The sequence below is a fragment of the Streptomonospora sediminis genome (assembly GCF_054778995.1).
This window is the reverse complement of the sequence record NZ_BAAGYZ010000116.1, coordinates 45,632-67,188: the sequence shown is the minus strand read 5'-3', so window position 1 is coordinate 67,188 and position 21,557 is coordinate 45,632. Positions and strand designations below refer to the sequence as shown.

Annotated in this window: 21 protein-coding genes, 1 tRNA gene and 1 pseudogene; 11 read left to right on the top strand and 12 right to left on the bottom strand. The window is 68.8% G+C overall.

Annotated elements, in window-relative coordinates; genetic code table 11:
* Window positions 1–184: 184 nt before the first annotated feature.
* The 3 genes from ACYVD5_RS23195 to ACYVD5_RS23185 form a co-directional block, all read right to left on the bottom strand.
* Complete coding sequence (locus ACYVD5_RS23195) at window positions 185–952, bottom strand: hypothetical protein (RefSeq protein ID WP_461003239.1); 768 nt, start codon at window positions 950–952, stop codon at window positions 185–187.
* A gap of 195 nt (window positions 953–1,147) precedes the next feature.
* Entirely contained in the window at window positions 1,148–1,327 is a 180-nt protein-coding gene (locus ACYVD5_RS23190; protein ID WP_461003238.1) for a DUF397 domain-containing protein, read from the bottom strand.
* Window position 1,328: 1 nt separating this feature from the next.
* Entirely contained in the window at window positions 1,329–2,135 is an 807-nt protein-coding gene (locus ACYVD5_RS23185) for a helix-turn-helix domain-containing protein (protein WP_461003237.1), read from the bottom strand.
* Between the two features lie 178 nt (window positions 2,136–2,313).
* On the opposite strand from ACYVD5_RS23185, the gene ACYVD5_RS23180 reads away from it, so the two are divergent.
* Window positions 2,314–2,961: a hypothetical protein gene (locus ACYVD5_RS23180; protein WP_461003236.1), complete on the top strand. Its 648-nt coding sequence runs from the start codon at window positions 2,314–2,316 to the stop codon at window positions 2,959–2,961.
* Between the two features lie 544 nt (window positions 2,962–3,505).
* Window positions 3,506–4,411, top strand: coding sequence for an alpha/beta fold hydrolase (locus tag ACYVD5_RS23175; RefSeq protein WP_461003235.1), 906 nt, complete (start codon window positions 3,506–3,508; stop codon window positions 4,409–4,411).
* A 199-nt stretch (window positions 4,412–4,610) separates the two neighbouring features.
* Here the strand turns inward: ACYVD5_RS23175 and ACYVD5_RS23170 are convergent.
* Window positions 4,611–4,997, bottom strand: a pseudogene (locus ACYVD5_RS23170) (DUF6177 family protein); the annotation flags it as partial.
* Here ACYVD5_RS23170 and ACYVD5_RS23165 point away from each other — a divergent pair.
* From ACYVD5_RS23165 to ACYVD5_RS23155, 3 genes are read left to right on the top strand one after another with little or no spacing between them, the layout of a single operon-like run.
* A complete protein-coding gene (locus ACYVD5_RS23165; RefSeq protein ID WP_461003234.1) occupies window positions 4,996–5,460 on the top strand; it encodes a YybH family protein in 465 nt (154 codons plus the stop codon). The pseudogene ACYVD5_RS23170 and the gene ACYVD5_RS23165 sit on opposite strands and share 2 nt — an antisense overlap.
* On the top strand, window positions 5,457–6,416 hold the full coding sequence (locus ACYVD5_RS23160; protein WP_461003233.1) for an alpha/beta hydrolase: 960 nt from the start codon (window positions 5,457–5,459) through the stop codon (window positions 6,414–6,416). Before ACYVD5_RS23165 ends, ACYVD5_RS23160 begins: the two co-directional genes overlap by 4 nt.
* Before the next feature lie 38 nt (window positions 6,417–6,454).
* Window positions 6,455–7,261 carry a helix-turn-helix transcriptional regulator gene (locus ACYVD5_RS23155; RefSeq protein WP_461003232.1) on the top strand — a complete coding sequence of 269 codons (807 nt, stop codon included), beginning with the start codon at window positions 6,455–6,457 and terminating at the stop codon, window positions 7,259–7,261.
* Between the two features lie 97 nt (window positions 7,262–7,358).
* Here the strand turns inward: ACYVD5_RS23155 and ACYVD5_RS23150 are convergent, their stop codons facing one another.
* Window positions 7,359–8,798, bottom strand: a complete 1,440-nt coding sequence (locus ACYVD5_RS23150) for a carboxylesterase/lipase family protein (RefSeq protein ID WP_461003231.1) — start codon at window positions 8,796–8,798, stop codon at window positions 7,359–7,361.
* 93 nt (window positions 8,799–8,891) lie between these two features.
* Window positions 8,892–9,794 carry an MBL fold metallo-hydrolase gene (locus ACYVD5_RS23145; protein WP_461003230.1) on the bottom strand — a complete coding sequence of 301 codons (903 nt, stop codon included), beginning with the start codon at window positions 9,792–9,794 and terminating at the stop codon, window positions 8,892–8,894.
* A gap of 184 nt (window positions 9,795–9,978) precedes the next feature.
* Here ACYVD5_RS23145 and ACYVD5_RS23140 point away from each other — a divergent pair, with 184 nt between their 5' ends.
* Window positions 9,979–10,950 carry a helix-turn-helix domain-containing protein gene (locus tag ACYVD5_RS23140; RefSeq protein WP_461003244.1) on the top strand — a complete coding sequence of 324 codons (972 nt, stop codon included), beginning with the start codon at window positions 9,979–9,981 and terminating at the stop codon, window positions 10,948–10,950.
* Window positions 10,951–11,070: 120 nt separating this feature from the next.
* Here the strand turns inward: ACYVD5_RS23140 and ACYVD5_RS23135 are convergent, their stop codons facing one another.
* A complete protein-coding gene (locus tag ACYVD5_RS23135; RefSeq protein ID WP_461003229.1) occupies window positions 11,071–11,871 on the bottom strand; it encodes an alpha/beta fold hydrolase in 801 nt (266 codons plus the stop codon).
* Between the two features lie 7 nt (window positions 11,872–11,878).
* Window positions 11,879–13,123 (bottom strand): MFS transporter, encoded by a 1,245-nt coding sequence (locus ACYVD5_RS23130; protein ID WP_461003228.1) that lies wholly within the window; start codon window positions 13,121–13,123, stop codon window positions 11,879–11,881.
* 98 nt (window positions 13,124–13,221) lie between these two features.
* Here ACYVD5_RS23130 and ACYVD5_RS23125 point away from each other — a divergent pair, with 98 nt between their 5' ends.
* A complete protein-coding gene (locus ACYVD5_RS23125) occupies window positions 13,222–13,791 on the top strand; it encodes a TetR-like C-terminal domain-containing protein (protein ID WP_461003227.1) in 570 nt (189 codons plus the stop codon).
* 361 nt (window positions 13,792–14,152) lie between these two features.
* Here ACYVD5_RS23125 and ACYVD5_RS23120 read toward each other — a convergent pair whose 3' ends face one another.
* On the bottom strand, window positions 14,153–14,716 hold the full coding sequence (locus tag ACYVD5_RS23120; RefSeq protein ID WP_461003226.1) for a TetR/AcrR family transcriptional regulator: 564 nt from the start codon (window positions 14,714–14,716) through the stop codon (window positions 14,153–14,155).
* A 192-nt stretch (window positions 14,717–14,908) separates the two neighbouring features.
* Between ACYVD5_RS23120 and ACYVD5_RS23115 the strand changes: the two genes are divergently transcribed.
* The 3 genes from ACYVD5_RS23115 to ACYVD5_RS23105 all read left to right on the top strand — a co-directional run bounded on the left by ACYVD5_RS23115 (window position 14,909) and on the right by ACYVD5_RS23105 (window position 17,847).
* Window positions 14,909–15,700, top strand: a complete 792-nt coding sequence (locus ACYVD5_RS23115) for an SDR family NAD(P)-dependent oxidoreductase (RefSeq protein WP_461003225.1) — start codon at window positions 14,909–14,911, stop codon at window positions 15,698–15,700.
* A gap of 234 nt (window positions 15,701–15,934) precedes the next feature.
* Window positions 15,935–16,870 carry an alpha/beta hydrolase gene (locus ACYVD5_RS23110; protein WP_461003224.1) on the top strand — a complete coding sequence of 312 codons (936 nt, stop codon included), beginning with the start codon at window positions 15,935–15,937 and terminating at the stop codon, window positions 16,868–16,870.
* 80 nt (window positions 16,871–16,950) lie between these two features.
* Window positions 16,951–17,847: an AraC family transcriptional regulator gene (locus ACYVD5_RS23105; RefSeq protein ID WP_461003223.1), complete on the top strand. Its 897-nt coding sequence runs from the start codon at window positions 16,951–16,953 to the stop codon at window positions 17,845–17,847.
* Between the two features lie 239 nt (window positions 17,848–18,086).
* Here ACYVD5_RS23105 and ACYVD5_RS23100 read toward each other — a convergent pair whose 3' ends face one another.
* On the bottom strand, window positions 18,087–18,563 hold the full coding sequence (locus ACYVD5_RS23100; protein ID WP_461003222.1) for an NUDIX domain-containing protein: 477 nt from the start codon (window positions 18,561–18,563) through the stop codon (window positions 18,087–18,089).
* A 1,007-nt stretch (window positions 18,564–19,570) separates the two neighbouring features.
* Window positions 19,571–19,641, bottom strand: a tRNA-Gly gene (locus ACYVD5_RS23095).
* A 121-nt stretch (window positions 19,642–19,762) separates the two neighbouring features.
* On the opposite strand from ACYVD5_RS23095, the gene dcd reads away from it, so the two are divergent.
* Entirely contained in the window at window positions 19,763–20,362 is a 600-nt protein-coding gene (dcd, locus tag ACYVD5_RS23090) for a dCTP deaminase (RefSeq protein WP_461003221.1), read from the top strand.
* A 94-nt stretch (window positions 20,363–20,456) separates the two neighbouring features.
* Here the strand turns inward: dcd and ACYVD5_RS23085 are convergent, their stop codons facing one another.
* Entirely contained in the window at window positions 20,457–21,473 is a 1,017-nt protein-coding gene (locus ACYVD5_RS23085) for an SDR family NAD(P)-dependent oxidoreductase (protein ID WP_461003220.1), read from the bottom strand.
* Window positions 21,474–21,557: the final 84 nt, after the last annotated feature.

Genomic DNA, 21,557 nt, shown 5'->3' with positions numbered 1-21,557 from the left:
CGGGACGTTCTACCAACCGCCGGTGGCCCGGGCGGCTTGACAATCCCATAGAAGCACCCCCCGGAGCGCGGCCACCGGGCGGGTTGTCCGGCGGGTTCGCGGCATCGTGCTCAACGCGATCGGCTACGCCTTCGGCGGGGTACAGCGTTCCGGCAGTACGAACGCAGGAAAGTCCACGCACCGCCTAGGACTCCCCTGGATGTGCCGCGGCGCCGGTTGCGCCGTCCGAGCCGCGGGCCGTTCGTACCGTGCTCACCACCATCGCCGCGAAAGGGAGCAGGACCGAGAACGCGGCGGCACCGCCGATCAGCACGGCTGCCGGGCCGGGCTGCGGGGCCAGCGTGTGGTACGCCGGTGCCGCGACCAGCAGCACCAGCCCGAGTGCGGACATGGTGCGTCCGCCGGGGCGGTGCGCCTGTGCCCATGCGGACGCCAGGCGCCGTATCCCAGGGGACCGCGGTAGGGACATCGCCCGGCCGATCGCCGGCATGGCGGCGCCGAGCCCGGCCAGGAAGAGGCCGAGTACCGCAAGGAACGCTGGGACGGCCGGGATCGGGGCGGCGGCGAACAGCAGCGTGATCAGCACGTGCAATGCCAGCAGCAGCGCTGACAGCAGCAGGAGCGTCACATCGAGCGCGCGCTGTTTGCCGGCGGTGCTATCGGCTCCGAACCGCAGATCGATGCGGCGCTCCAGGAAACGCTCCGTTTTGGGCGCCAGCAGGAGCAGACCGGTAATCACCACACCGGTGGCGGGAAATGCGCTCAGGATCAGCCACCGCGGAACCTCGGTGGCGTCGCGCTGCTGTGTCGCCTCCCGGGTCGTCACGATCTCGGGCACGGAATCCCAGGCGATCCAGGAAGTGGCGGCCATGGCGAGCAGCAACAGCACAGCGCCGAGCAACCCCGCCCGCGAAAATATGCCGAGGTGCGCCGGATCCTCTCGCGAGGTCATCGGTCGTCTCCGTTCTTTGTTTCCGGACGGGGCGGCGGCGGACGGGGCGCTCTTTGCGCCGGGAGGAGCACTGTTCTGACGGGCGGGGGCGGGCAGCGGCAGGCGGGGGTCCGCCGCGGCCAAGGGCAAGTCCAAGGCCAAGGGCCCGGCTCCGGCCGGGCCCCTGCGGGTACTGGCTTGTGTGTGCCGGCTTGGCTACAGTTGGCCGTCTTTGAGGTCTGTTAGGAAGGCGGACCATTCGGTTGCCGGGATCGTTAGGTGTCCGGCTTGCCGGTTCTTGGTGTCGCGGATCTTCGCCTGCTGCGGGGACGATGCGACCTCGACGCAGTCCTGGTGGACTCCACCGCTGTAGCTGGACTTTCGCCAAACTTCCATGTCACCCATGTCCTAGACCTTCAATCGTCTTCAAGATCAGCCGCGTTGACTCCTGCGGCGACAGTGCAGCCGCTTGGACGGCACCATAAACCAACCGAAATCGGCGGACATCGTCGGGGGAGTCGATGATCTGTCCAGAGTGTGCAGACTCCGCGTATACCACGTCCGGTGCTGCCTCGGGGGAAATGATCTTGAACGGGCCTCGGAGGCCTGGATGCTGGCCGGTTACAAGTTGCACACATATGCGGCCGCGCTCGATCAAGGTAGCCAAATGCTCTAGCTGTGCCCTCATCAAGTCGGGAGTACCGACTTCGCGACTGACTACGGTCTGGTCTATCACCGCCCAGTAGATCGGCGCTCGGGAAGAGACGAACCACTCAGCCCGTTTTTTCCTGTCTTGAACACTCGATTCGATCTGTTCGAGGTCGGCCCAGGGGGAGAGTGTTTTCATTACAGACCTTGCGTAGTCCTCCGTTTGAAGCAGCGAGGGCAAGGTCGTCGTCTGGGACTCCACGATCGTTACCGCTTGGCGTTCAATGTCCGCCAACTCTTCCAGCCAGGCTGCACGTCCGCTTCGGGTGAGGTCCTCCCAGAGCCGGACGAGTCGCCCTTCAGTAGCCAACGCCTTGTCGATTTTGATGATCACCGGGCCTTTGGGAGTCCGGTAGCCCCGCTCAAGGTTGGAAACGTGCGAGGAGCTGATACCCAGTTGGCTCGCCAATTTTCCTTGGGTGATATCGGACATTTCTCGCACGCGCGCCACTTCGCGGCCGAATCGACGCGCTGCATCTTTGGTTGCATCGCCCATGGACACATGGCAGCACGGATTTATTCGCCCTGCCTCACTTCTTCTCAAAATCGCCCTGTATCCAGTCCGCTATAGATTCCTCACCTGTAGCGCGTCACAGTGGGCATGCATGAAAAGACCTCGGCGACGGCGGTAACCGTCCCGAGGCTTGGCCACCAGCTTTCCAGGAGCTGACGACATGTCTGATCCTATCCAAAACGAACTGCGGTCCGAGGCGCCACTGTCGCGGTGTTCCAACCGGCCTCGCCCCTACGCCCCGCCGCAGCCTGTCATCCCGCCGGACTACGCCCGTTTCTGCGAGGTGCACACCCGCCACCGCGCGCTGTGGCAGCTCACCTACGCACCCGACCAGTCGGCCCCTTACCGGGCCGACCACCGCCAGGTCGACGGCATCACCCTCGCCGCCGCGGACCTGGACGCGCTCGACTCCGCCCTTGGCGCCTTTGCGGCGCCGCCCCAGCGCACACGCCCCTACCTCGACCGACCGGTCAGCCGCGGGTTTTCCGACGAACCCGCCGCCGCGGCGCCCCGGCGCCGGGCGGGGTCGGTGGCCCGGCTGCTCGACCTCGGGGATGCCCGCACTCTCCATCAGATGGCCGACGAGCTCATCTCCAGTACGCAAGAGCACACCTACTGGACCGCCGGCGTTCGGAGCTCCGCTCTGGAGATCCTGTCCCGAGTCGCCGACCTCCTCGGCGACACCTGCGGCCTGCGCGGTCCCGATTCCGGCTCCTCGTCGGCCTGCGTGCGTCCGCTTGAGCACGAGGGCGGCCACCTGGACGCCTCTGGGAACACCTGGCACAACACCGAGGGGGAAGTCCGATGAGCGCCACAGTAACCACCCGGCCCGCGCGTGCGACGCAACCGCTCCCGCAGGCCCGCCCGCGCCGCCAACCCGCGGTCATCCACCCCGCCGCCCGTCGGCTGGGCCGCCTATTCCCGGGCGTAACCGCCTGGTACGGCACCCACACCCGCAGTTGGTGGGCCATGCTCCCGACCCAAGACCGCCTACTGGAGGCGCCCACAGCCGAGGCGCTCGAACACCTCGTCGCCGCCCGCCTCCTGCACCGCAACCGATCCGTCCCACCGCCACCCCGTCCGTCCGCCCGCCCACCCGCCAGCGCATTCACGCCCAGCGGGGCCACCACCCACCGCCCGCCGCCCCCCAAGGCGTCAGCTGCGGCACCCGCGGCGGCGGATACGAACGCGAGGAGGCTCGGGGGCGATCACGGCGCAAGCGCAGCGGTACCGGGGAGCGTACCTGTACCGAAAAATTTAGCTGCACAGACAGGTAAAATGGCATATGCCCCGGTCGGCCCCCCCCGACCGCAGGCCATCTCGTTCGGAACAGCCGACATTAAGGAAGTCCCGTGGACACAACATCTGCCCCAGATGACGACGCCGCCCTGGCCGACTCGCTCGACGGCGGGTTCTCCAGCCACGAAGCGGAGGTGAACGGCACCCGGCTGCACTACGTCGAGGGCGGTGCCGGCGAGCCGCTGGTCCTGATCGGCGGCTGGTTGCAGACCTGGTGGCAGTGGCGCAAGGTCATGCCCGCGCTGGCGCGCCGGTACCGGGTGATCGCCGTCGACATCCGCGGTATGGGGTCCTCGGCCAAGCCCGCCGGCGGCTACGACAAGAAGACCATGGCGCGCGACATCTACGAACTCGTCGGCCACCTCGGCCTGCCGGCGGTCACCATCGCCGGCCACGACATCGGCGGCATGGTCGCCTACGCGTTCGCGGCCAACCACCCCGAGGCCACCACCAAGCTCGTCCTGCTGGATGCACCCCACCCCGATGCGGTGTGGTCGGAGTTCAAGCTGCTGCCCGGCCCCGACCAGGACGTCAACGCGTCCTTCCCGTGGTGGGTCGCCTTCAACCAGGTACACGGCCTGCCCGAGCAGTTGTTCGACGGCCGTATGCGGCTGGTCATCGACTGGCTCTTCGACACCTACACCAACGACCCCGGCAGCATCGACGAGCACTCCCGGCAGATCTACGCCCGGGCCTACTCCAGCACCGACGCCATCCGCGCGGGCGCCGCCTGGTACCAGGCGTTCAACCGCGACATCGCCGACGAGCGCGCCTACGGGCCGATGACCGCACCGACCCTCGCGCTCGGCGGATCCGGGAGCAACTACGCGCTCCTGCGCCACGTGCTGCCGGCCAAGGGCCCGGACATCGACGTGGTCGAGGTCGCAGACACCGGCCACTACATCCCCGAGGAGCGGCCCCAGCTCCTGGTCGACGCCCTGGTCGGATTCCTGGGCTGAGGCACGGCGCCGGCCGCAGGACGCGGGAGACCGCCGGTCCGCCGCAGGCCGCGCCTGTAGCCGGCCGGCACGCGTGAGGGCCGCCGCGTGCCGGCCGGCCAACCCCGACACTTCGCGGGGGTGTGGCACTCGGCGGCTTCGACCGGGCGCAGGTGCCGCACCAGCGCGCGGAGACGCTCGCGGTCGGCGCGGACGGTGCCGTCGCCGACTGCGAATCATCCGGCGCGCGCCGTCGTGCCGGCGCCGTGATGTCGTCGCGGTTCCACACCATGGCCGCGGGCTCGGCGGTGCCCCACAGGGCCGGTGCGGTTCCGGTGAAGGTCCGGGTGAGGAGCTCCGGCTCGGCACCCAGGCGTAGGCCGTCATCGGCGTCGTGCAGCACGCTGAGGTCGACCAGCAGATGGGCCCGCAGAAGTGCGCACCACCCAGCTGGCCGCGGGGTTGGCCAGGTCGGTAGGTAACGTATCGGCGAGTCCGCAAGGGGGGTATTTCTTATACCACCATATGCTGAGGCTGGTTCCGGGAAGTTCGCGCAAGGAGCATGGTTTCCAGGTCCGACGCGCGGACCCGGAAAGGAAATCCTCATGTCCGAGACCGAACCAACGAACACGCCGCTAGACGCTCAAATCAGCGAACGTATGCACGAGTGGCGGGATGCGTTCGTGTCGAAGAATGTCGACGCGATAATGTCGTTCTATGCAGCGGAGGGATTCACGGCGTTCGACCTCATGCCCCCCTTTGAATTCAACGGGGGCGAGATGTGGCGCAAAAACTGGGAAAAATTCTATGCGGCATTCGACGGCCCCATCGGCCTGGAAATCGCCGACCTTAAGATCCATGTACGGCCCGAGTTGGCAATCGCACGCTGCGCGGTCCGATTGTCCGGGACCATGAACGGCAACGCGATGGACTCCTGGGTGCGCACGACCAACTGCTTCGAGCTTATTGACGGCGAGTGGCTGATGATCCACGACCATGTCTCATGGCCCATTGATTTCAGCACCGGCAAGGCCCTGATGGACCTGGTTCCCGCTGACGGGTCCCGATGACGGGCGTCTCGACTCCAGGGCAGCGGCCGCGGATCTCCGGGCCGGCGGCCGAGGAGATCCTCGACAACATTGCGGCGTCATTCGTCAACCCGCTGCGGTCTCCCGTCCTGTCGACACCAGCGGACGCCGGTCTCGAATACGAGGATGTCACGTTCTCCTCCGCCGACGGCGTCCCCCTTGAAGGGTGGTTCATTCCCGCAGAGGGTGACCGGCTCGTTATTTTGAACCACCCCATGGGATTCAGCCGTGCGGGACAACCCACTCATCTTGAGCCGTGGCAGTCGCTTTGGGCGCCCAGTGGAAACACGATGGACGTCGACTTCATCCCCGACTATTCGGTTCTGCACGAGGCGGGCTACAACGTGCTCGCCTACGACCTGCGGAACTTCGGCCTGAGCGGGTCGGCCAATGGCGGGGCCGTCACCAGCGGCCTGTTCGAGGCACGTGATGTCCTGGGATCCATCCGCTACGCACGCAGCCGGCGCGATACCGGGGGGATGCGCACCGCAGTGTTCAGTCGTTGTCTCGGGGCGAACTCCACATTCGCCGCCATGAAGCTCGATCCCGCGGCTTTCGGGGACATCAGGTGCCTGGTCGCCTGCCAACCCGTCTCCGACACTGTCATCATGAGCCGTCTTCTCGACATTCTCGGTGTCGGACGGGAACGACTGCCCGATCTCGACGAGCGCGTGCGGATCGGCACGTCGATTCCATTCGCCGCGCGCCCCGGCGCCGTGTGGGCAAAGTACGTCACGATCCCCACGTACCTGTACGCCGTGCACGACGACGCGTTGACCGAGCCGCACGACATTGAGACCATGTTCGCGGGTCTAAGTACCGAGGACAAACAACTGTATTGGGTGCAGGGATCGACCCGCCGCTGGGATGGCTACCTTGAGTTCCAGCGGAATCCGGAACACATACTTGCGTGGCTCGGCGGCCATATGGAGAACTAATTCCCCATGCGGACGGCAGTGCCACCATAGGAACAACCATGAACGAATTCCGCACGGGCGAACTGGGCGCATTTCTGCGCGCCCGCCGGGAGCAGCTTTCGCCCGTGGATTTCCCCGGGGGTGCGCGTCCCGCGCGGCGCCGCACTCCCGGGGTGCGGCGCTCGGAGATCGCGGCCATGGCCAATATCAGCGTCGAGTGGCTCACCCGCCTCGAACAGGGCCGGGGCGGCCACCCGTCGATGCGCGTGCTGGACGCGATCTGCGAGGCGTTGCGCCTTCGGCCCGAGGAGAGAGAACACGCTCATCTCCTCGCTTTCGGTAGCAGCCGGGTTCCTGCCGAGATCCCTGACGGGCCGGTTCCGGGCCGGTTGCAACGCCTTGCCGACCAACTGGCGCCATGGCCGGCGTACGTCAAGTCGCCTTCGTGGGACGTATTGGCATGGAACGATGCCGCCGCCGCCGTTCTTACCGACTATGCCCGACTCGCCCCGGTGGAACGCAACGTGTTGCGCATCCTGTTCCTTGATCCGGATTCGCGAAAGCGCATCCAGGATTGGCATACGGAGGCCGAACTCGCCGTTGCGACCTTCCGGGCCGAACTCGTCCGCTGGGGCGACCGGTCCCCGCGCACGGTGTCCCTTATCCAAGAGCTCGCCGATATGTCTCCGGAATTCCGCGACATCTGGGAACGCAACAAAGTCGGCCACCTCGGCGAGCGCGAAAAGACCTTCCTGCTCCACGACGGGACAATGACGACCATGCACTACGAGTCGCTCAGTCTCGACGCCTACCGCGGCCTCGGTCTGGTGGTATACACCCCCGCGGACCACGCGAACCATCGGTGACCCTGGGCGGCAACCCGCGCTGGGCGATGCGAAGCAGGCGCAGGCGACCGGTGTGCCCGGCCCGGGTCCACCGCCGGAAGACGGCGGTGTGCGCCGGTCACCAGCCAGACAGGTCCCGCGCCGCAACGGTCTCCGAAACCGTGTCGAACCGGCGAATCCGCCCCCCGTCCGCGAAGGACGGCCAACCGGGATCCCCGGTGCGGACGAAAGCGGTCCACGCCGCACGCATCTCCGCGGCCAGCGCAGCCGGCGGATCGCCGGGCCCCGTCATCGCTTGCGGTCCGCTAAGCGCCGGATCGTCCAGCCGGTCGAACACAAACGGCAACTCCATCGCGTGCGTCGCCCCCAGTTGCCCGTCCAGAGCGCTCGACCGCCACGCGAACTCGTAGACGTGGGCGCCGCCGTGCGCTTCAGCGAGCCGGCGGGTGCCGACGCCGAACAGCGCGTCGCCGAGGATCGCCGACCGCAGCTCGCCGGGCCCGGCGTCCGGCCGCTGCGCCCGGTAGGCCGCGACCAGCCGGTCGGGGTCGCGGTGGGCGCGGGCCGCGGTCGCCCGCACGTCTTCGGCGGTCGAGGCGGCCAGGTTGCCCTGCGGCGCGAGGTAGAGGTTGCCCTCCTCGGTGTTGCTGCCGACGAGCAGGTCGACATCGGCCAGGCGGCTCTCGGCGGGCTGGCGGTCCAGCACCAGGCTGAACGGGCTCAGCCCCAGGAGCGGGTCGAAGCGGTCCCGGGTGCGCAGGTCGATCCCCGAAAGCCGGGGCACGACCGCGACCAGTTCCTCGTCGGGCACCGCGCCGAAACCGGCCGCGTCCGGGGCCACGCCCAGCGCCGCCGCGGCCGCGCGGGTCACCCGCTCGCCCTGTTCGGGGGAGAACGCCCCCAGGCCGCTGCCGCTCTGCACGATCGCCCGGTGGAACAGGTTTTCGGCCCGGGGATCGGCGAGCACACCGGCGACCGTGGTCGCGCCCGCCGACTGGCCGGCCAGCGTGACGTTGCCCGGATCGCCGCCGAACGCCGCGATGTTGCCCCGCACCCACTCCAGTGCGGCGAGCACATCGAGCAGTCCCCGGTTGCGCGGCGCCCCGGCCGCGTCCAGGAATCCGGCGACGCCGAGCCGGTAGTTGAGGGTCACCACGACGACACCGTCGCGGGCGAACGCGGCACCGTCGTACAGCGGGGAGCGGGTGGAGCCGGCGACGAACCCGCCGCCGTGCACGAACACCAGCACCGGACTGCGGGCGGCGTCGCGCGGGCTCCACACGTTGACGGTGAGGTAGTCGTCGCCGCGGACCCAGCCGGGGCCGAAGAAGGGCGACATGTCGAGTGCGCCGAACGCGTCCCGGCGGGGTTGCGGCGCGTTCGGCCCCGGCTGCGTCGCGTCGCGCACGCCGGTCCACGGCCGGTGCGGCTCGGGCGGGGCGAACCGGCCGGCGTCGCGGGGCGGCGCGGCGTAGGGGATGGCGAGGAAGCGGTCCGCGCCGTCGGTGGCGCTGCCGCGGACCGCGCCCTCTGCGGTCTTGACGATCGGATCGGACACTGCGTGCTCCTGTTCTCTGCAACTGCTGCTGTTCCGGCCGGGGCCGGCGTCGGAGCCGATCTTGCCCCTGCCCGCCCCGACCCCGGTCCGCGTTCAGATCCGGGCGAACGGGGCCCACTCCTTGATCCCGAACTTGCCGCCGTCCCGCATGACCTCCGCACCGCCGTGCCCGCCCAGGTGCGCGGGGAACAGCAGGGCGTTGGTGTCGCTGGCCTCGCCGAGCAGCCGGTGCCGGGTGGCGCGGGCCCCGGCCGGGTCCTCGCAGAAGCAGCTGTTGGTGTCGGGCTCCACGATCTGCAGGGCGCTGTGCATCAGGTCGCCGACGAACAGCGCCTTGTCGCCGCCCGAAGCCAGCCGCACGATCGAGGAGCCCGGCGTGTGGCCCGGCGCGAGCTCAAGGCGCAGGTGGGAGTCGATGGTGTGGCCGTCGTCCCACAGCTGCACCTGTCCTGCCTCGTGCACCGGGGCCACGCTGTCCTCGAACACGTTCTGGTTGCCGCGGCCCAGGTGCGGCGTGTGGTTGTTCGCGGGGTTCCAGAAGTCGAAGTCCGCCTTCGGCATCAGGTAGGTGGCGTTGGGGAAGGTCGGCACCCACGTGCGGCCCTCCAGCCGGGTGTTCCAACCGACGTGGTCGACGTGCAGGTGGGTGTTGATGACCAGGTCGACGTCTTCTGGCGCGACGCCCGCCCGGGCGAGTTCACCTACGAAGTCGCTTTCCCGGCGGCTCCAGACGGGTGAGTAGGGGCGCTCCTTGTAATTGCCCACACCCGTGTCGACGAGGATCGTCCGGCCGCCGCTGCGCAGCAGCCAGGTCTGGATCGCCGCCAGTTGGGCGTTGGCGGCGGGGTCGATGAAGTCGGGCGCGAGCAATGACCCGTGTTCCCGCCATGCGTTCTCGGGCGCCTCGGGGAAGAAGGTCTGCGGAGTCATTTCGGTGGTTCCGGAGTACTCGACGATCCGGGTGACGGTGACGTCGCCCAGCACGATTTCCTGCATTGCGGGTGTCTCCCGATCTCGCGGCGTTGGATTTCCACCAGCGTTCACGAGCGGCGCGGAGGTAGGTAGCCCTCCGTTGTGCCTATCCCCGGCAGTGTCAGGCTCGCGGCTTCAGCTGCGGAACGGCCGGGACTAGGCTGGCGCAATGACGGATTCGCGAACGGGCCCGCAGACGGCCCCGCAGGTGGGTTCGCAATCGGCCCCGGGAACGGCTCCGCGATCGGCCTCGCAGACGCCGCCGGAAGCGTCCTCGCAGCCGGCGCCGCAAACAGCGCCGAGGACGCTCGGCCGGCGGCTCGGCGAATTCCTGCAGGCACGGCGGGCTCGGTTGCGGCCCGAGGACGTGGGCCTTGCCGCATTCCCCGGGCGCCGGCGTGTGGCAGGGCTGCGGCGCGAGGAGCTCGCGCAGTTGGCGGGGGTCAGCGTGTCGTACTACACGCGGCTGGAGCAGGGGCAGGCGGCCAACGCGTCGGACGCCGTACTGGATGCGATCGCCCGGGCCCTGGAGCTGGACGAGTACGAGGCCGAGCACCTGCGGGAGCTCGCAGGGCAGCGGCCGCGCCGCCTCCAGCAGCCGCCCGAAGAGCGGGTCGACCCCCTCACCCGCGACCTGATGCGCTCGCTGGGCGACATCCCCGCGATGGCCCTGGGCCGCCGCACCGACGTGCTCGCGTGGACACCGATGGGCCACGCCCTGCTCGCCGGGAACCTGGATCCGGACGCCCCGGACCGTCCCGCCGACCGGCCGAATCTGGCGCGGATGCTGTTCCTGGATACCCACACCCAAGAGTTGTACGTCGACTGGGAGCGCAAGGCGCGAGCGGTGGTGGGACACCTGCGGCTGGTCGCGGGCAGGCACCCGGAGGACGCGCTGCTGGCGTCGCTGGTCGGCGAGCTCTCCATGCGTTCCGCGGAATTCGCCGCGCTGTGGAGCGACCACCGGGTCAAGCCCTGCGAAGCGGACAGCTACCGGCTGCGCCACCCGCTGGTCGGCGAACTCACCGTCAGCCAGCAAATCCTGACCGTCGCCCGCTCGCCGGAACTGTCGGTGGCCATGGTCACGACCGAAGAGGGCTCCGCGGCGGCGGACTCCCTCAAGCTGCTCGCCCGGTTCACGGCCGGCTGCGACACCGACTCGCGGGCGGAATGCGTTTGACCCGCAGGAGCAGTGGCCGGCCCCCGCCTCAACCCGCGGGGTGATCCCGGTGATCCTGCGGAAATGCCGAGATCCAGCACCGGATCCCGGCATTTCCGCATGGCCGTTGCCGTGCACGCGCTATCCGGTGACCACGCTCTCCAGGAGCTTGGCCGTGCTGCCGGGGGACTCCACGGGGAAGTGGTGGGTGCCCAGATCGACAAACACGAGGTCGAAACGGTCGCCGTAGCGGTCGATTGCCTCTTGGGAGACCAGGTCGCGGATCGCGAAGACGGTGATCGGCTGCGCGGTGTCCCGTATTGCCGCGTCCATGTCCCAGCGCAGCAGACCTTCGATGGAGCGCACGCCCGCGGGCTGCCGTACGGCGACCATCTTCTGGAAGTAGGCGTCCTTGAGCTCAGGGGCGGTGCCTTCCGGAGATCCCCCTTCGACGAGGCCTTGCACGGCTCCGGCGAAATCGTCGCGGAACCCGCGGGCCATGGTCTCGGCTTGGTCGTCGCTCATGGCGGGAAACAGGCCCAGATAGTGCAGTGCGTCGAGCGCAACCACGTGGGTCACCGTGTCCGCGAGTAGTCTTCCGGTCTCGACTGCAACCGCCCCGCCGAGGGAGTGCCCTGCAACGACGGCGGATGTCACGGATTCGGCCTCCAGTACGGCCGCCACGTCGCGCGCGAACTCGGCGATGGTCCAGGTGTCCCGCGCTGACCGCGACTCGCCATGCTCGGCAAGGTCGATCGAGAGTACGCGGTAGGACTCGGGCAGGTGGTCGGCCACCGCGTCGAAGTCTGCGCGGTTGCACGCCCAGCCGTGCACGAAGGCGAGCGTCGGCCCCCCTGCCGGGCCGCCGGCCGTGTACCGGATCGTCGTGTCATGCGGTCGGCGCACTTCCAGGTGCTGCTTGGTCCCGCTGGTCATGGTCATGGTTTCCTTACCTTTCAAGTGGGAACCAGGCGCGGCCACGTGCTCGCATCTGGTTCAGACGCAGGGCAAAAGCGGTGAAGGCCATCGCGGCGATCACGAGGGCGTAGATGGTGGTGGCGATCGGCAGGCCCAAGGCGGTGACCGCGATTCCGCCCAGCACGGCCGGCACACTGTTTCCCAGGTAGTTGATGACGTTCGCCAGGGCGAAGACGGCGCTGCGCTCGTGCGGCCCGGCGACGCGGGCGAAGGTGCCGAACGACGCCAGCACCGATCCTCCGAACCCGGTTCCGGCGACGACGGTCCCGGACGCGGCGATCCAGGCGGCGTCCTGGGTTACCCCGGCAAGCGAGATCAGGGTGCCGGTCCCGAGCATCGCCGACGAGGGAGCGAACAACGAGGACGCGGAGCGCGACCGGAGCACGAGGACCGTGAGGGCGCCGGTGCCGGCCAGCAGCATGACGACCATGCCTCCGACCAGCCGGTTGTGGAGCCCCAAGAGTTCGGCCGCGACGGACGGTCCGAGCGAAAGGTACATGCCCGCCAGCGCCCAGCCCGCGATCATCGCCGGAACCACGGGAACGAGGTCTGCGCGCAGGTGCGACGGCATGGCGACCCGGGGGCGCAGGGACGCCGCGGCTCCGGGCAGGCGCTGCGACGTCTCCGGCATGAGGGACACCACCACGGCCGCCAGCACCATGGCGCCCAGCAGCACGGCGTATACCAGCCGGGTCGGCGCGGGGCCGAGTTGGACGAGCAGACCGCTGCCCAGCGCCCCTGCGGCAAGACCGCTCAGCGGACCGACGGAGGTCACCACACCCGCCCGCCCGCGCGATGGTTCGAGATCGACGAGGGCGGCACTCAGCGTCGTCGTCGCGGCTCCGGTCGCGATTCCCTGCAGCACGCGGGCCCCGGACAGCATCAGAACGTCCTGTGCCGTCAGGAAGAGGACGAGCGAGACGACCTCCAACGCGATCGCGGCACCGAGCACCGGGCGGCGGCCAAGGTGGTCGGACAACGCCCCGAAGGCCAGCAACGAGCCCAGCAGGCCGAAGACGTAGAGGGCGAAGACGACGGTCATCACCCAGGCCGGAAACTGCCATTGCTGCTGGTAGACGGCGTACAGCGGGGACGGCGCGCTGGAAGCGGCCAGGAACAGCACAAGAATCGCGGCCACCCCGCCGAAGAACCCCGTTCCCGGTGTACGGGGCCGTCTCTCGGTGGGCGGCCGGGCGGTCTTAGGGTCAGTGGACATGCAAACCTCGCAATGATGACTGCGTTAGTGGCTGCACGCTAGCACTAACGCAGTCATAATTGCGATAATAGTGCAGTGATCAATGCGATACTGGCGATGTGACCACCGAACACGCACCGCACCACACCGGCCGTCGAACGGGCGGCCGCTCCGCCCGGGTCCGCGCGGCCGTCCACCAGGCCGTGCAGGAACTGCTCGCCGAGGAGGACGGGGACCAGTTGACGATTCCGGCCATCGCCACCCGCGCCGGTGTTCACCCCACGACGGTCTACCGACGGTGGGGGGCCGTCGGTGACCTGCTCACCGACGTCGCGACCAGCCGCTTCTCCGGCGATCTCGTCGTCCCCGACAGCGGAAGCCTGCGCGAAGACCTCGAGCGCTACGCCGCGGACCTCGCAAAAGACCTCAGCGACCCCGACACTCTCGCCCTCGTGCGCGCCATCGTCGGCGCGGGAGGCGAGAACGCCGGCGTATGCCGCGCCGAACGGCAGGACCAGCTCGAAGCGATCCTCGAACGCGAACACACCCGCGGCAACGACCGGGCCCCCTCCATCGAACGCGCCGTGGACGGCCTCCTCGCCCCCGTCTACTACCGGGCCGTCTTCACCGGCCACCCACCGACCCCGGAATGGGCGCGCTCCCTGGTAGCGCACCTGTTCCCGGAGTGAAACGCACCGTTATGGACGGCACTTCCAGAGGACGTCCCGTGAGGCGAGCAAGCCCAGCGCGGTCCCGGCGAGAAACAGCGGCCGACCAAGTGGCGCGCGAGGTGCGCGACCTTGCGAAAGATCTCGTCCTTGTTGTTTCGGATGGCACCTGAGAGATGCGTGAAGCCCCGTCCGATCTCGGAGACGTACTGGACGGGATCCACCTAGACCCGCTCTCCCGACGAGTGCTCGCTGTAGGGAAGCGTGGCGAGAATCCGCTCGGCTTCGCCCTCATGGGCGGCCGGGTCCGGCCGGCCGTACTGAACCGCACCTCCGCGGATCGCCGAGCTCCGCACAACTCAACGCCCGGTCGGCGGCCGCCTTACGGCCGCAGGCTACGCAGCGCCAGTTCGACGAACCGTCGCGACGCTTCCGCCGCCTTTCCGGGGGAGTTGGCGATGACCCCGGCATTCGCCTTGAGGATGAGCAGCACATCGTCGACGGACACGTCATCGCGCAGGACGCCGTCGGCTTGTGCACGTGTCATCAACGGCACGAGGGCGTCGAGGATCGGTTGGCGGACCGACGGCTCGGATGCGGCGGACAGGATCTGCGCGATGGACCCGGCCAGACCGGGTTCTTTCACCTGGTGCTCGCAGCAGTCCAGAATCGGCGCGGTGAATGCCTGCCAGGAGTCGAGGGATCTCCCCTGTGCGGGTTCCTGACCGATATGCGCTAGCTGGGCCCGCACGACTTCCGTGACCAGGGCCTCCTTTGTGGGGAACCGGCGTTGCACCGTCGCGAAGCCGACGCCCGCGCGCCGGGCGATCTCCGCCAGGGAGACGTTGACGCCCTTGTCCGCGAACGCCTCGTAGGCGGCCGCGAGGATCAGCTCCCTGTTCCGCTCGGCGTCGGCCCGCAGCGAAGGCTTCAGCTTGTCCATCATTCCTCCGCCCAGGTGGATTGGGCCGGTGGGTGCAACACCGGGGGGATTCGACCGCTCCACAGTAGTCGGCTGAGGGGCTGGGACAGGTGTGGGCCCAGAACGCGCCCCCGGGCACAAGTGGAGCGTGTTCTCCATATGTTAGTCTTTCGTAAATGGAGAGGGTTCACCACTTAATCCTTTGGAGGAGCACTCATGGACCTGCAACTATCCGGAAAGCGCGCACTGGTCACCGGCGCGAGCAAGGGCATCGGCCTCGCCACGGTCAAGGCACTTATCGCAGAGGGCGCATCCGTTACGGCCGTGTCGCGCCGCAGCTCCCCGGAGCTCGAAGCAACCGGTGCGGCCTTCATCCCGGCCGATCTCTCCCGTCCGGACGCTCCCCGGCGCATGATCGAGACCGCCATCGGCGCCGACCCCCGACTGGACGTCCTCGTCAACAACGCGGGCGGGGGCTCCATCTCCGAAGAGGCGCGTACCGACCCGTTCACCGGCAGGGAAGAGGACTGGGCCGAAATCTTCGCACTGAACCTGCACGCCGCCATCCGCGCGACCCGCGCCGCACTACCGGCACTCACCGAGGCGCGTGGAGCCGTGGTCAATGTCAGCTCCGAATCCGCCCTCCAGCCGCATACGGTGCCCCTGCCCTACTCGAGCGCCAAAGCGGCTCTCAACGCGTTCTCCCGCGGACTCGCCGAGAACGTGGCACCCGAAGGGGTACGAGTCAACGTGGTCACCCCCTCGGCGACCCGGACCGACCTGCTGCTGGGTGAGGACGGCTACGTGGCCCACGCGTCGGCGGCGCTGGGCGTCGATGAGGCCTCCCTCCTGGAAGCGCTTCCCCAGCAGGCCGGTCTGGTCACCGGCAGGCTGATCGACCCCTCGGAGATCGCCCGGGCGATCGTGCTGCTGTCGTCGCCGACCATGCCGAGCGCTGTCGGCTCCAACTGGGCGGTGCACGCCGGAACCCTCAAAATGCCCGCCTGAGTTTCTTGTTCAACCCCGGCGCGTTTCGGGTGGGCCGAGGCGGCCGCGGGCCCCGCTGTTCCGCCGGGCGTCGCACGCAATGTCAGGATCAGGCAAGGATCTGGGAACGAGCGGCATTCGTTCCGGCGCGTGCCCTGCGTACGTTTTAAGACGTCCGGCCGAGCACTCGCGTCCACCGACACGAGCGTGCCGGACCAGATCCGTGATCCCGCGTTCCAGGGAGCCCTTCGCGCCATGACGAACCCCGAAACCACCACCGACCAGCAAACGAACGCAACCCTCGACGGCCTCGCCCGCGGGCTCGCCTACTCGTCGCGCTCGCCGATCCTGCGCACACCCGCCGACGTCGGCCTCGACTTCGAAGAGGTGGTCTACCCGTCGGCGGACGGCACACCCCTCGAGGCGTGGTTCATCCCGTGCGCAGGATCCGGCAAGCTCGTCGTGTCCATGCACGCGTTCGGCTTCAACCGGTACGGCTTCCCCGCACACCTCGAGCCGTGGAAGTCGGCGTTCGGGCCCGGCAACGACAGCGAGATCGACTTCACCCGCGACTACCGGATCCTGCACGACAACGGGTACAACGTCCTGGCCTTCGACTTCCGCAACCACGGCCTCAGCGGCGCCGCGAACGGCGGTCTGGCCTCCAACAACAAGTTCGAGGCCCGCGACGTCGTCGGCACGCTGGAGTACATCCGGTCCCGCCCCGATCTCGCCGCCATGACGCTCGGCATTTTCGCCCGGTGCATGGGGGCCAATGCGGTGTTCCGCGCCGCCCACGCCTTCCCGCACGCCTTCGCGGGGGTCCGCTGCCTGGTCGCGCCGCTCCTGCTCTCCCCGCGGGCGTTCCTGGAGACCGCACTTGAGACGATGGGCCTTGCCGCCCATGCCGACGAGGTGGACCGGAGGGTCGGCACGATCGCGAGCGTGCGGCTGGAGGACGGGAGCACAAGCAGTTGGGCGCCCTCGGTCGCGGTGCCGACACTCACCTACGGTGTGTACGAGGACCACATCACCCGCCCCGACGACCTCGAAGCGGCCTTCGAGGCCATCGGCGCGGAGCAGAAGTCGATGTTCTGGATCCACGGCACGACCAGCCGCTGGGACGGCTACACCTACTTCCAGCGCAATCCCGAGCGGGTGCTCGCGTGGTTCGCCGCGCATATGCGGTAGCCGGAACAGGCGACGGGGGTGCCGGGGCCGGCGCGTGCGCCGCTGTCCGGTCGGGTTCCCGTTCGAGGAAAGGGGTACGCATGGGCGTCCACGACGACATCGTGCGGGCGGCCCAGGACGCGGCGGGCGGGGAGCCCGCCCACGACGAGCAGGGCGTCCGGGTGCACGTCACCCGGGCGCCCACCGAACCCCTGTCGATCCTGTTCCGGCCGGTGCTCCACCTGCCGTTCCAGGGCCGCAAGCGGGTCGTCGTCGGATCCCGCGAGATCGTCTACGGCGCGAGGGACGTGGTGATCCTGGGCGCCCACCTGCCGGCGCTCGTCCAGGTGACACAGGCATCCGCCGCGGAGCCCTACGTCGCTCTGGAGCTCCCGCTCGACCGGCCCGTCCTGTCCTCCCTGGTGGCGCAGATGCCGCCCCGCCCGAGGAAGAACGCGGGATCCGTCGTCGTCGGTTCACTGCCCGAACCGGTGCTCGAACCCGCGCTGCGACTGCTGCGGCTCCTGCCGAACCCGACCGAGGCGGGCATCCTCGGCCCCGGCGCGAAGCAGGAGATCTACTACCGGTTGCTCGCCTCCCCGCTCGGCGACGCGCTGCGCGGACTGCTGCACGTCGAATCGGCCCTGACCCGCATCGACGGCGTCACCGAGTGGATGCACAACCACCTCGATGCGCCGGTCGACGTCGGGGCCCTGGCCGCACGCGCCAATATGAGCGCTGGAACGTTCCACCGGAAGTTCCGGGAGGTCACGGGCACCAGCCCGGTCACCTACTTCAAGACCGTCCGCCTGCACGAGGCACGGCGGCAGATCGTCGCCCAGGCCGGCACGCTCGCCCAGATCGCCTCGTCCGTGGGATTCCTGAGCCCCGCACAGTTCAGCCGCGACTACAAGCGGGCGTTCGGCGTGGCACCGTCGCGGGATGCCGCGCGTTTCCGGACGCCCGCGGACGCCTCCGCGGTCTGCGGTCCCCGATAGCGGGCACGCGGGGTTCTCAGCGGGCCTGCAACGGCGAAGGCCAGGTCTCCGGGCAACCCGTCCGACCTGGCCTTGCCCGTATTGGCGCTGATGGCGCGCAGTTCGTCGACGGCGGCCGGATCCACGGCTGTGATCGTTTCCGACCGGCACGCCCAATTCGGCGACAACGGGGGATCACACTGCAGGGCGGTGTGCCATAACTGGCGCCGCCTGCGGGCGCTCGTCGCCACTGCCGATCTTCAACCGATATGCGGTGCGGTCCGGCCCTCCAGACGGTGGCGGATCCGGAGCTTCATTGATCGGTCCATCCGGTAGCCGTCCAGCTCGGCTTTCGGGATCCAGTGGACTTCTCGGGACTCGCTGCTCGGCGTGGGTTGGCCTGACACCGGACGTGCGGTGAGCACGATGGAGAACTCCTGCCGTACCTCGTCATCGCTGGTGTAGTGGATGACGTGCTTGGGGTCGGTGTAGGTGCCCGAGATCCCCGTGATCTCGCAGGTGATGCCGGTCTCCTCGTGCGTCTCGCGCACGGCGGCCTCGGGCAGGGACTCGCCGAGATCGATCGCGCCGCCCGGTAGCGCCCAGTTGCCGTTGTCGGTGCGGCAGATCATCAGCACCTCGTCACGCTCGTTGGTGACGATCACGTTGACCGAGGGGACGAGGCTGTTCGCGGGCGGGGCCTGCGGGTCGTCGTAGTAGTCGATCCGCTTGGGCATGGCCCTCCCCCACTCCGACTGCGTCCCCGGCAGCAGCCGTGCCCGTCTGAGCTTCTGCACGAAACTGGCACGCGGCCCGTTTCCAACCCTCTCAAAAGCGAAAGCCAAGTCTCCGGGAGACCCCGTCTGAACTGGCTTTTGTCCGTTTTGGAGCGGATGACGGGGATTGAAGGCTGCAGGGGGAATCCGCTGACCTGTGGAGATGCGAATATCCCCAGGCTGTAGGGGAGGCGCGGGCCGGGTTGTGCGCGGTTGCGCCAGGATGAATGTCGAAACGTGCACCCTCTTCGCCCACCTCGTGTACCCGCGGGTGCACCAATGACCCGGTTGTCCTCGACCTGGCCCGTGCCCGACGGCATGGCAGGGGCTGAACGCAGGCCGCGGGTAAGCTGATGTGTCGTCGCTTTTGGTTCGGTGGCGCCCTTCGAAACAGGAAGCTCTCATGGATTCCCGGAAAGGTTCCGAAGGAGGCTCGTTCCTGGGTGGGTGATGATGTCCGGTTTCGTTGCGCAGTGCGGTGCGGTTCGCATGGACGTTTCTCCTGTTCAGGTGCTGTGGCGGTCGCCGTAAGCGGCGGCCGAGGATCGCAACGCCGCGGGCGGCATCGCCGCGCGCGGCGCGGCAGCGGGTGGCGGTCGCCTCCGCGGCAGCCGAGGATCGCAACCGACAAACGCATCGACACCATCGGCCCGGACCACCGTGGCGGTCGCCGTTCGCGGCGGCCGAGGTTCGATGCATGGTTGGTGTCAGACGGGGTGGGCGCTCATGGCAGTGGCAGTGGGCGCCCACCAGTGGGACAGGTCGCGAGCTGGAATCTGGGTGCTCTCGGGGGCCGGCGGCTGTGCCCGTGCACCCCGGTGCGCCCTCGACTCCGGGGCGGATGACGGGATGGAGTCTGCACAGCGGGCCGCCGCGGCGAGGTGGTGCACCCTCGCGTGCACCCTGGGCATGAGAAAAGCCCTGCCTGTTCGATTTGGTATCGCAGGTCAGGGCTTTCTTTCGTACAGAGCGGATGACGGGGATCGAACCCGCGTTATCAGCTTGGGAAGCTGAAGTTCTGCCATTGAACTACATCCGCGTGGCCGTGGGCGCCCGAGGCGCTGTTGGCGACGCGGTCAGTCTACCGGACATTGGCGGGGAGCGGGTAACCGGAGGTTGGGCGCCTGGGGGTGGTTGGTGGAGGCGGTAGGTTCTGGAGGGTGCTGCTCTCCGATCGCGACATCAGGTCTGAAATCGAGTCCGGGCGGGTCAAGATTGATCCGTATGACCCGGGGCTCGTCCAGCCGTCGAGCGTGGATGTCCGGCTCGACCGGTACTTCCGGGTGTTCGAGAACCACAAGTACCCGCACATCGACCCCGCGGTTGAGCAGCCGGCGCTGACCCGGTTGGTGGAGCCCGATGGGGACGAGCCGTTCATTCTGCACCCCGGGGAGTTCGTGCTCGCCTCCACGTACGAGGTTGTCGCGCTGCCCGAGGACCTTGCCAGCCGATTGGAGGGCAAGAGTTCGCTGGGGCGGTTGGGACTGCTGACGCATTCGACCGCCGGGTTCATCGATCCCGGCTTCTCCGGGCATGTGACGCTGGAGCTGTCGAACGTGGCGACGCTGCCGATGAAGCTGTACCCGGGCATGCGGATCGGGCAGCTGTGCATGTTCCGCCTGACCTCGGCGGCGGAGTTCCCCTACGGCTCGGCCAAGTACGGGTCCCGTTACCAGGGACAGCGGGGGCCGACCCCCTCGCGGTCGTTCCGGAACTTCCGCTGGGGGATCGGTGAGGCCGGCCCTCCGCCGTCGGTGTAGCTGTCTGTTTAGCCATGATGTGCTGCCCGGCCGTGGTTTTCCGGTCGGCCGTGCTGTCCCGGCGTGCCCACCCCCGCGCCCACCCCCGCGCGCCTCAGCGTGCGAACGCGTCCACGCCCGTCAGTTCGGCCGAGAGTGTCCACAGGCGCGCGGCCTCCTGCGGGTCGATGGCGTAGATGCTCACTCCCGACGGCGTGCTCGCGTCACTCGATTCGACCGGTTCGGCGATGTCGCAGTCCTCGCAGTACACCCCGCCCATGCCCGCCAGCTGCGGCGAAGTCGCCGCCCACACCTGGGTGGCCGCCCCCTGCTCGGGGGTCTTGAAGTTGGGGTTGATGTGGTTGCCCTCCTCGTCGATCCAGCCCGCGGCCACCATTTCCGCGGCGGGGAGGTGGCGCTGCAGCGGTGTGAGGATGCCGCCGGGGTGCAGGGAGAACGCCCGCACGCCGGAGTCCTGGGCCAGGGCGTCGAGGTGGACGGCGAAGAGCACGTTGGCGGTCTTGGCTTGGCCGTAGGCCGCCCACTTGTCGTAGCCCTGCTCGAAGTGGATATCGTCCCACCGGATCGGTGAGCGGTGGTGGCCGCGGGAGGACACCGAAACGACGCGGGCTCCGCCGCCGTTGGAGATGGCGGGCCAGAGCCGGTTGACCAGGGCGAAGTGGCCGAGGTGGTTGATGGCGAACTGGGCCTCCCAGCCCGGTCCGACGCGGGTTTCGGGGCATGCCATGATTCCGGCGCTGTTGATGACGAAGTCGGCGGTGCGGCCGGAGTCGAGGAACCGTTCGGCGAAGCCGCGGACACTGTCGAGGTCGGCGAGGTCGAGCTCATCCACCTCGATGCCGCCCCCGGTGTGCGGGCCGATTTCGGCGGCGGCGTCCTCGGCGGCCTCGCGGCGCCGGGCGGGGACGATGACGCGGGCGCCCGCGCGGGCGAGGGCGCGGGTGGTTTCCAGCCCCAGCCCGGAGTAGCCGCCGGTGACGATGGCGAGCTTGCCGCTGAGGTCGATGCCCTGCAGGACCTCCTGCGCGGTGGTGCCGGCGCCGAAGCCGGAGCCGAGCGGGCGCTGCTTGGCTTGCTGCTGCTGCGGTGTTGCCATATGTGGTGCGGTCATACCGGTGACGTTAGAACTTGGAGTGCGCTCCAGCTCAAATGCGGCGCGCTGCGGGCGCCAACGCTCTCGAATCGCCGCCGCGAA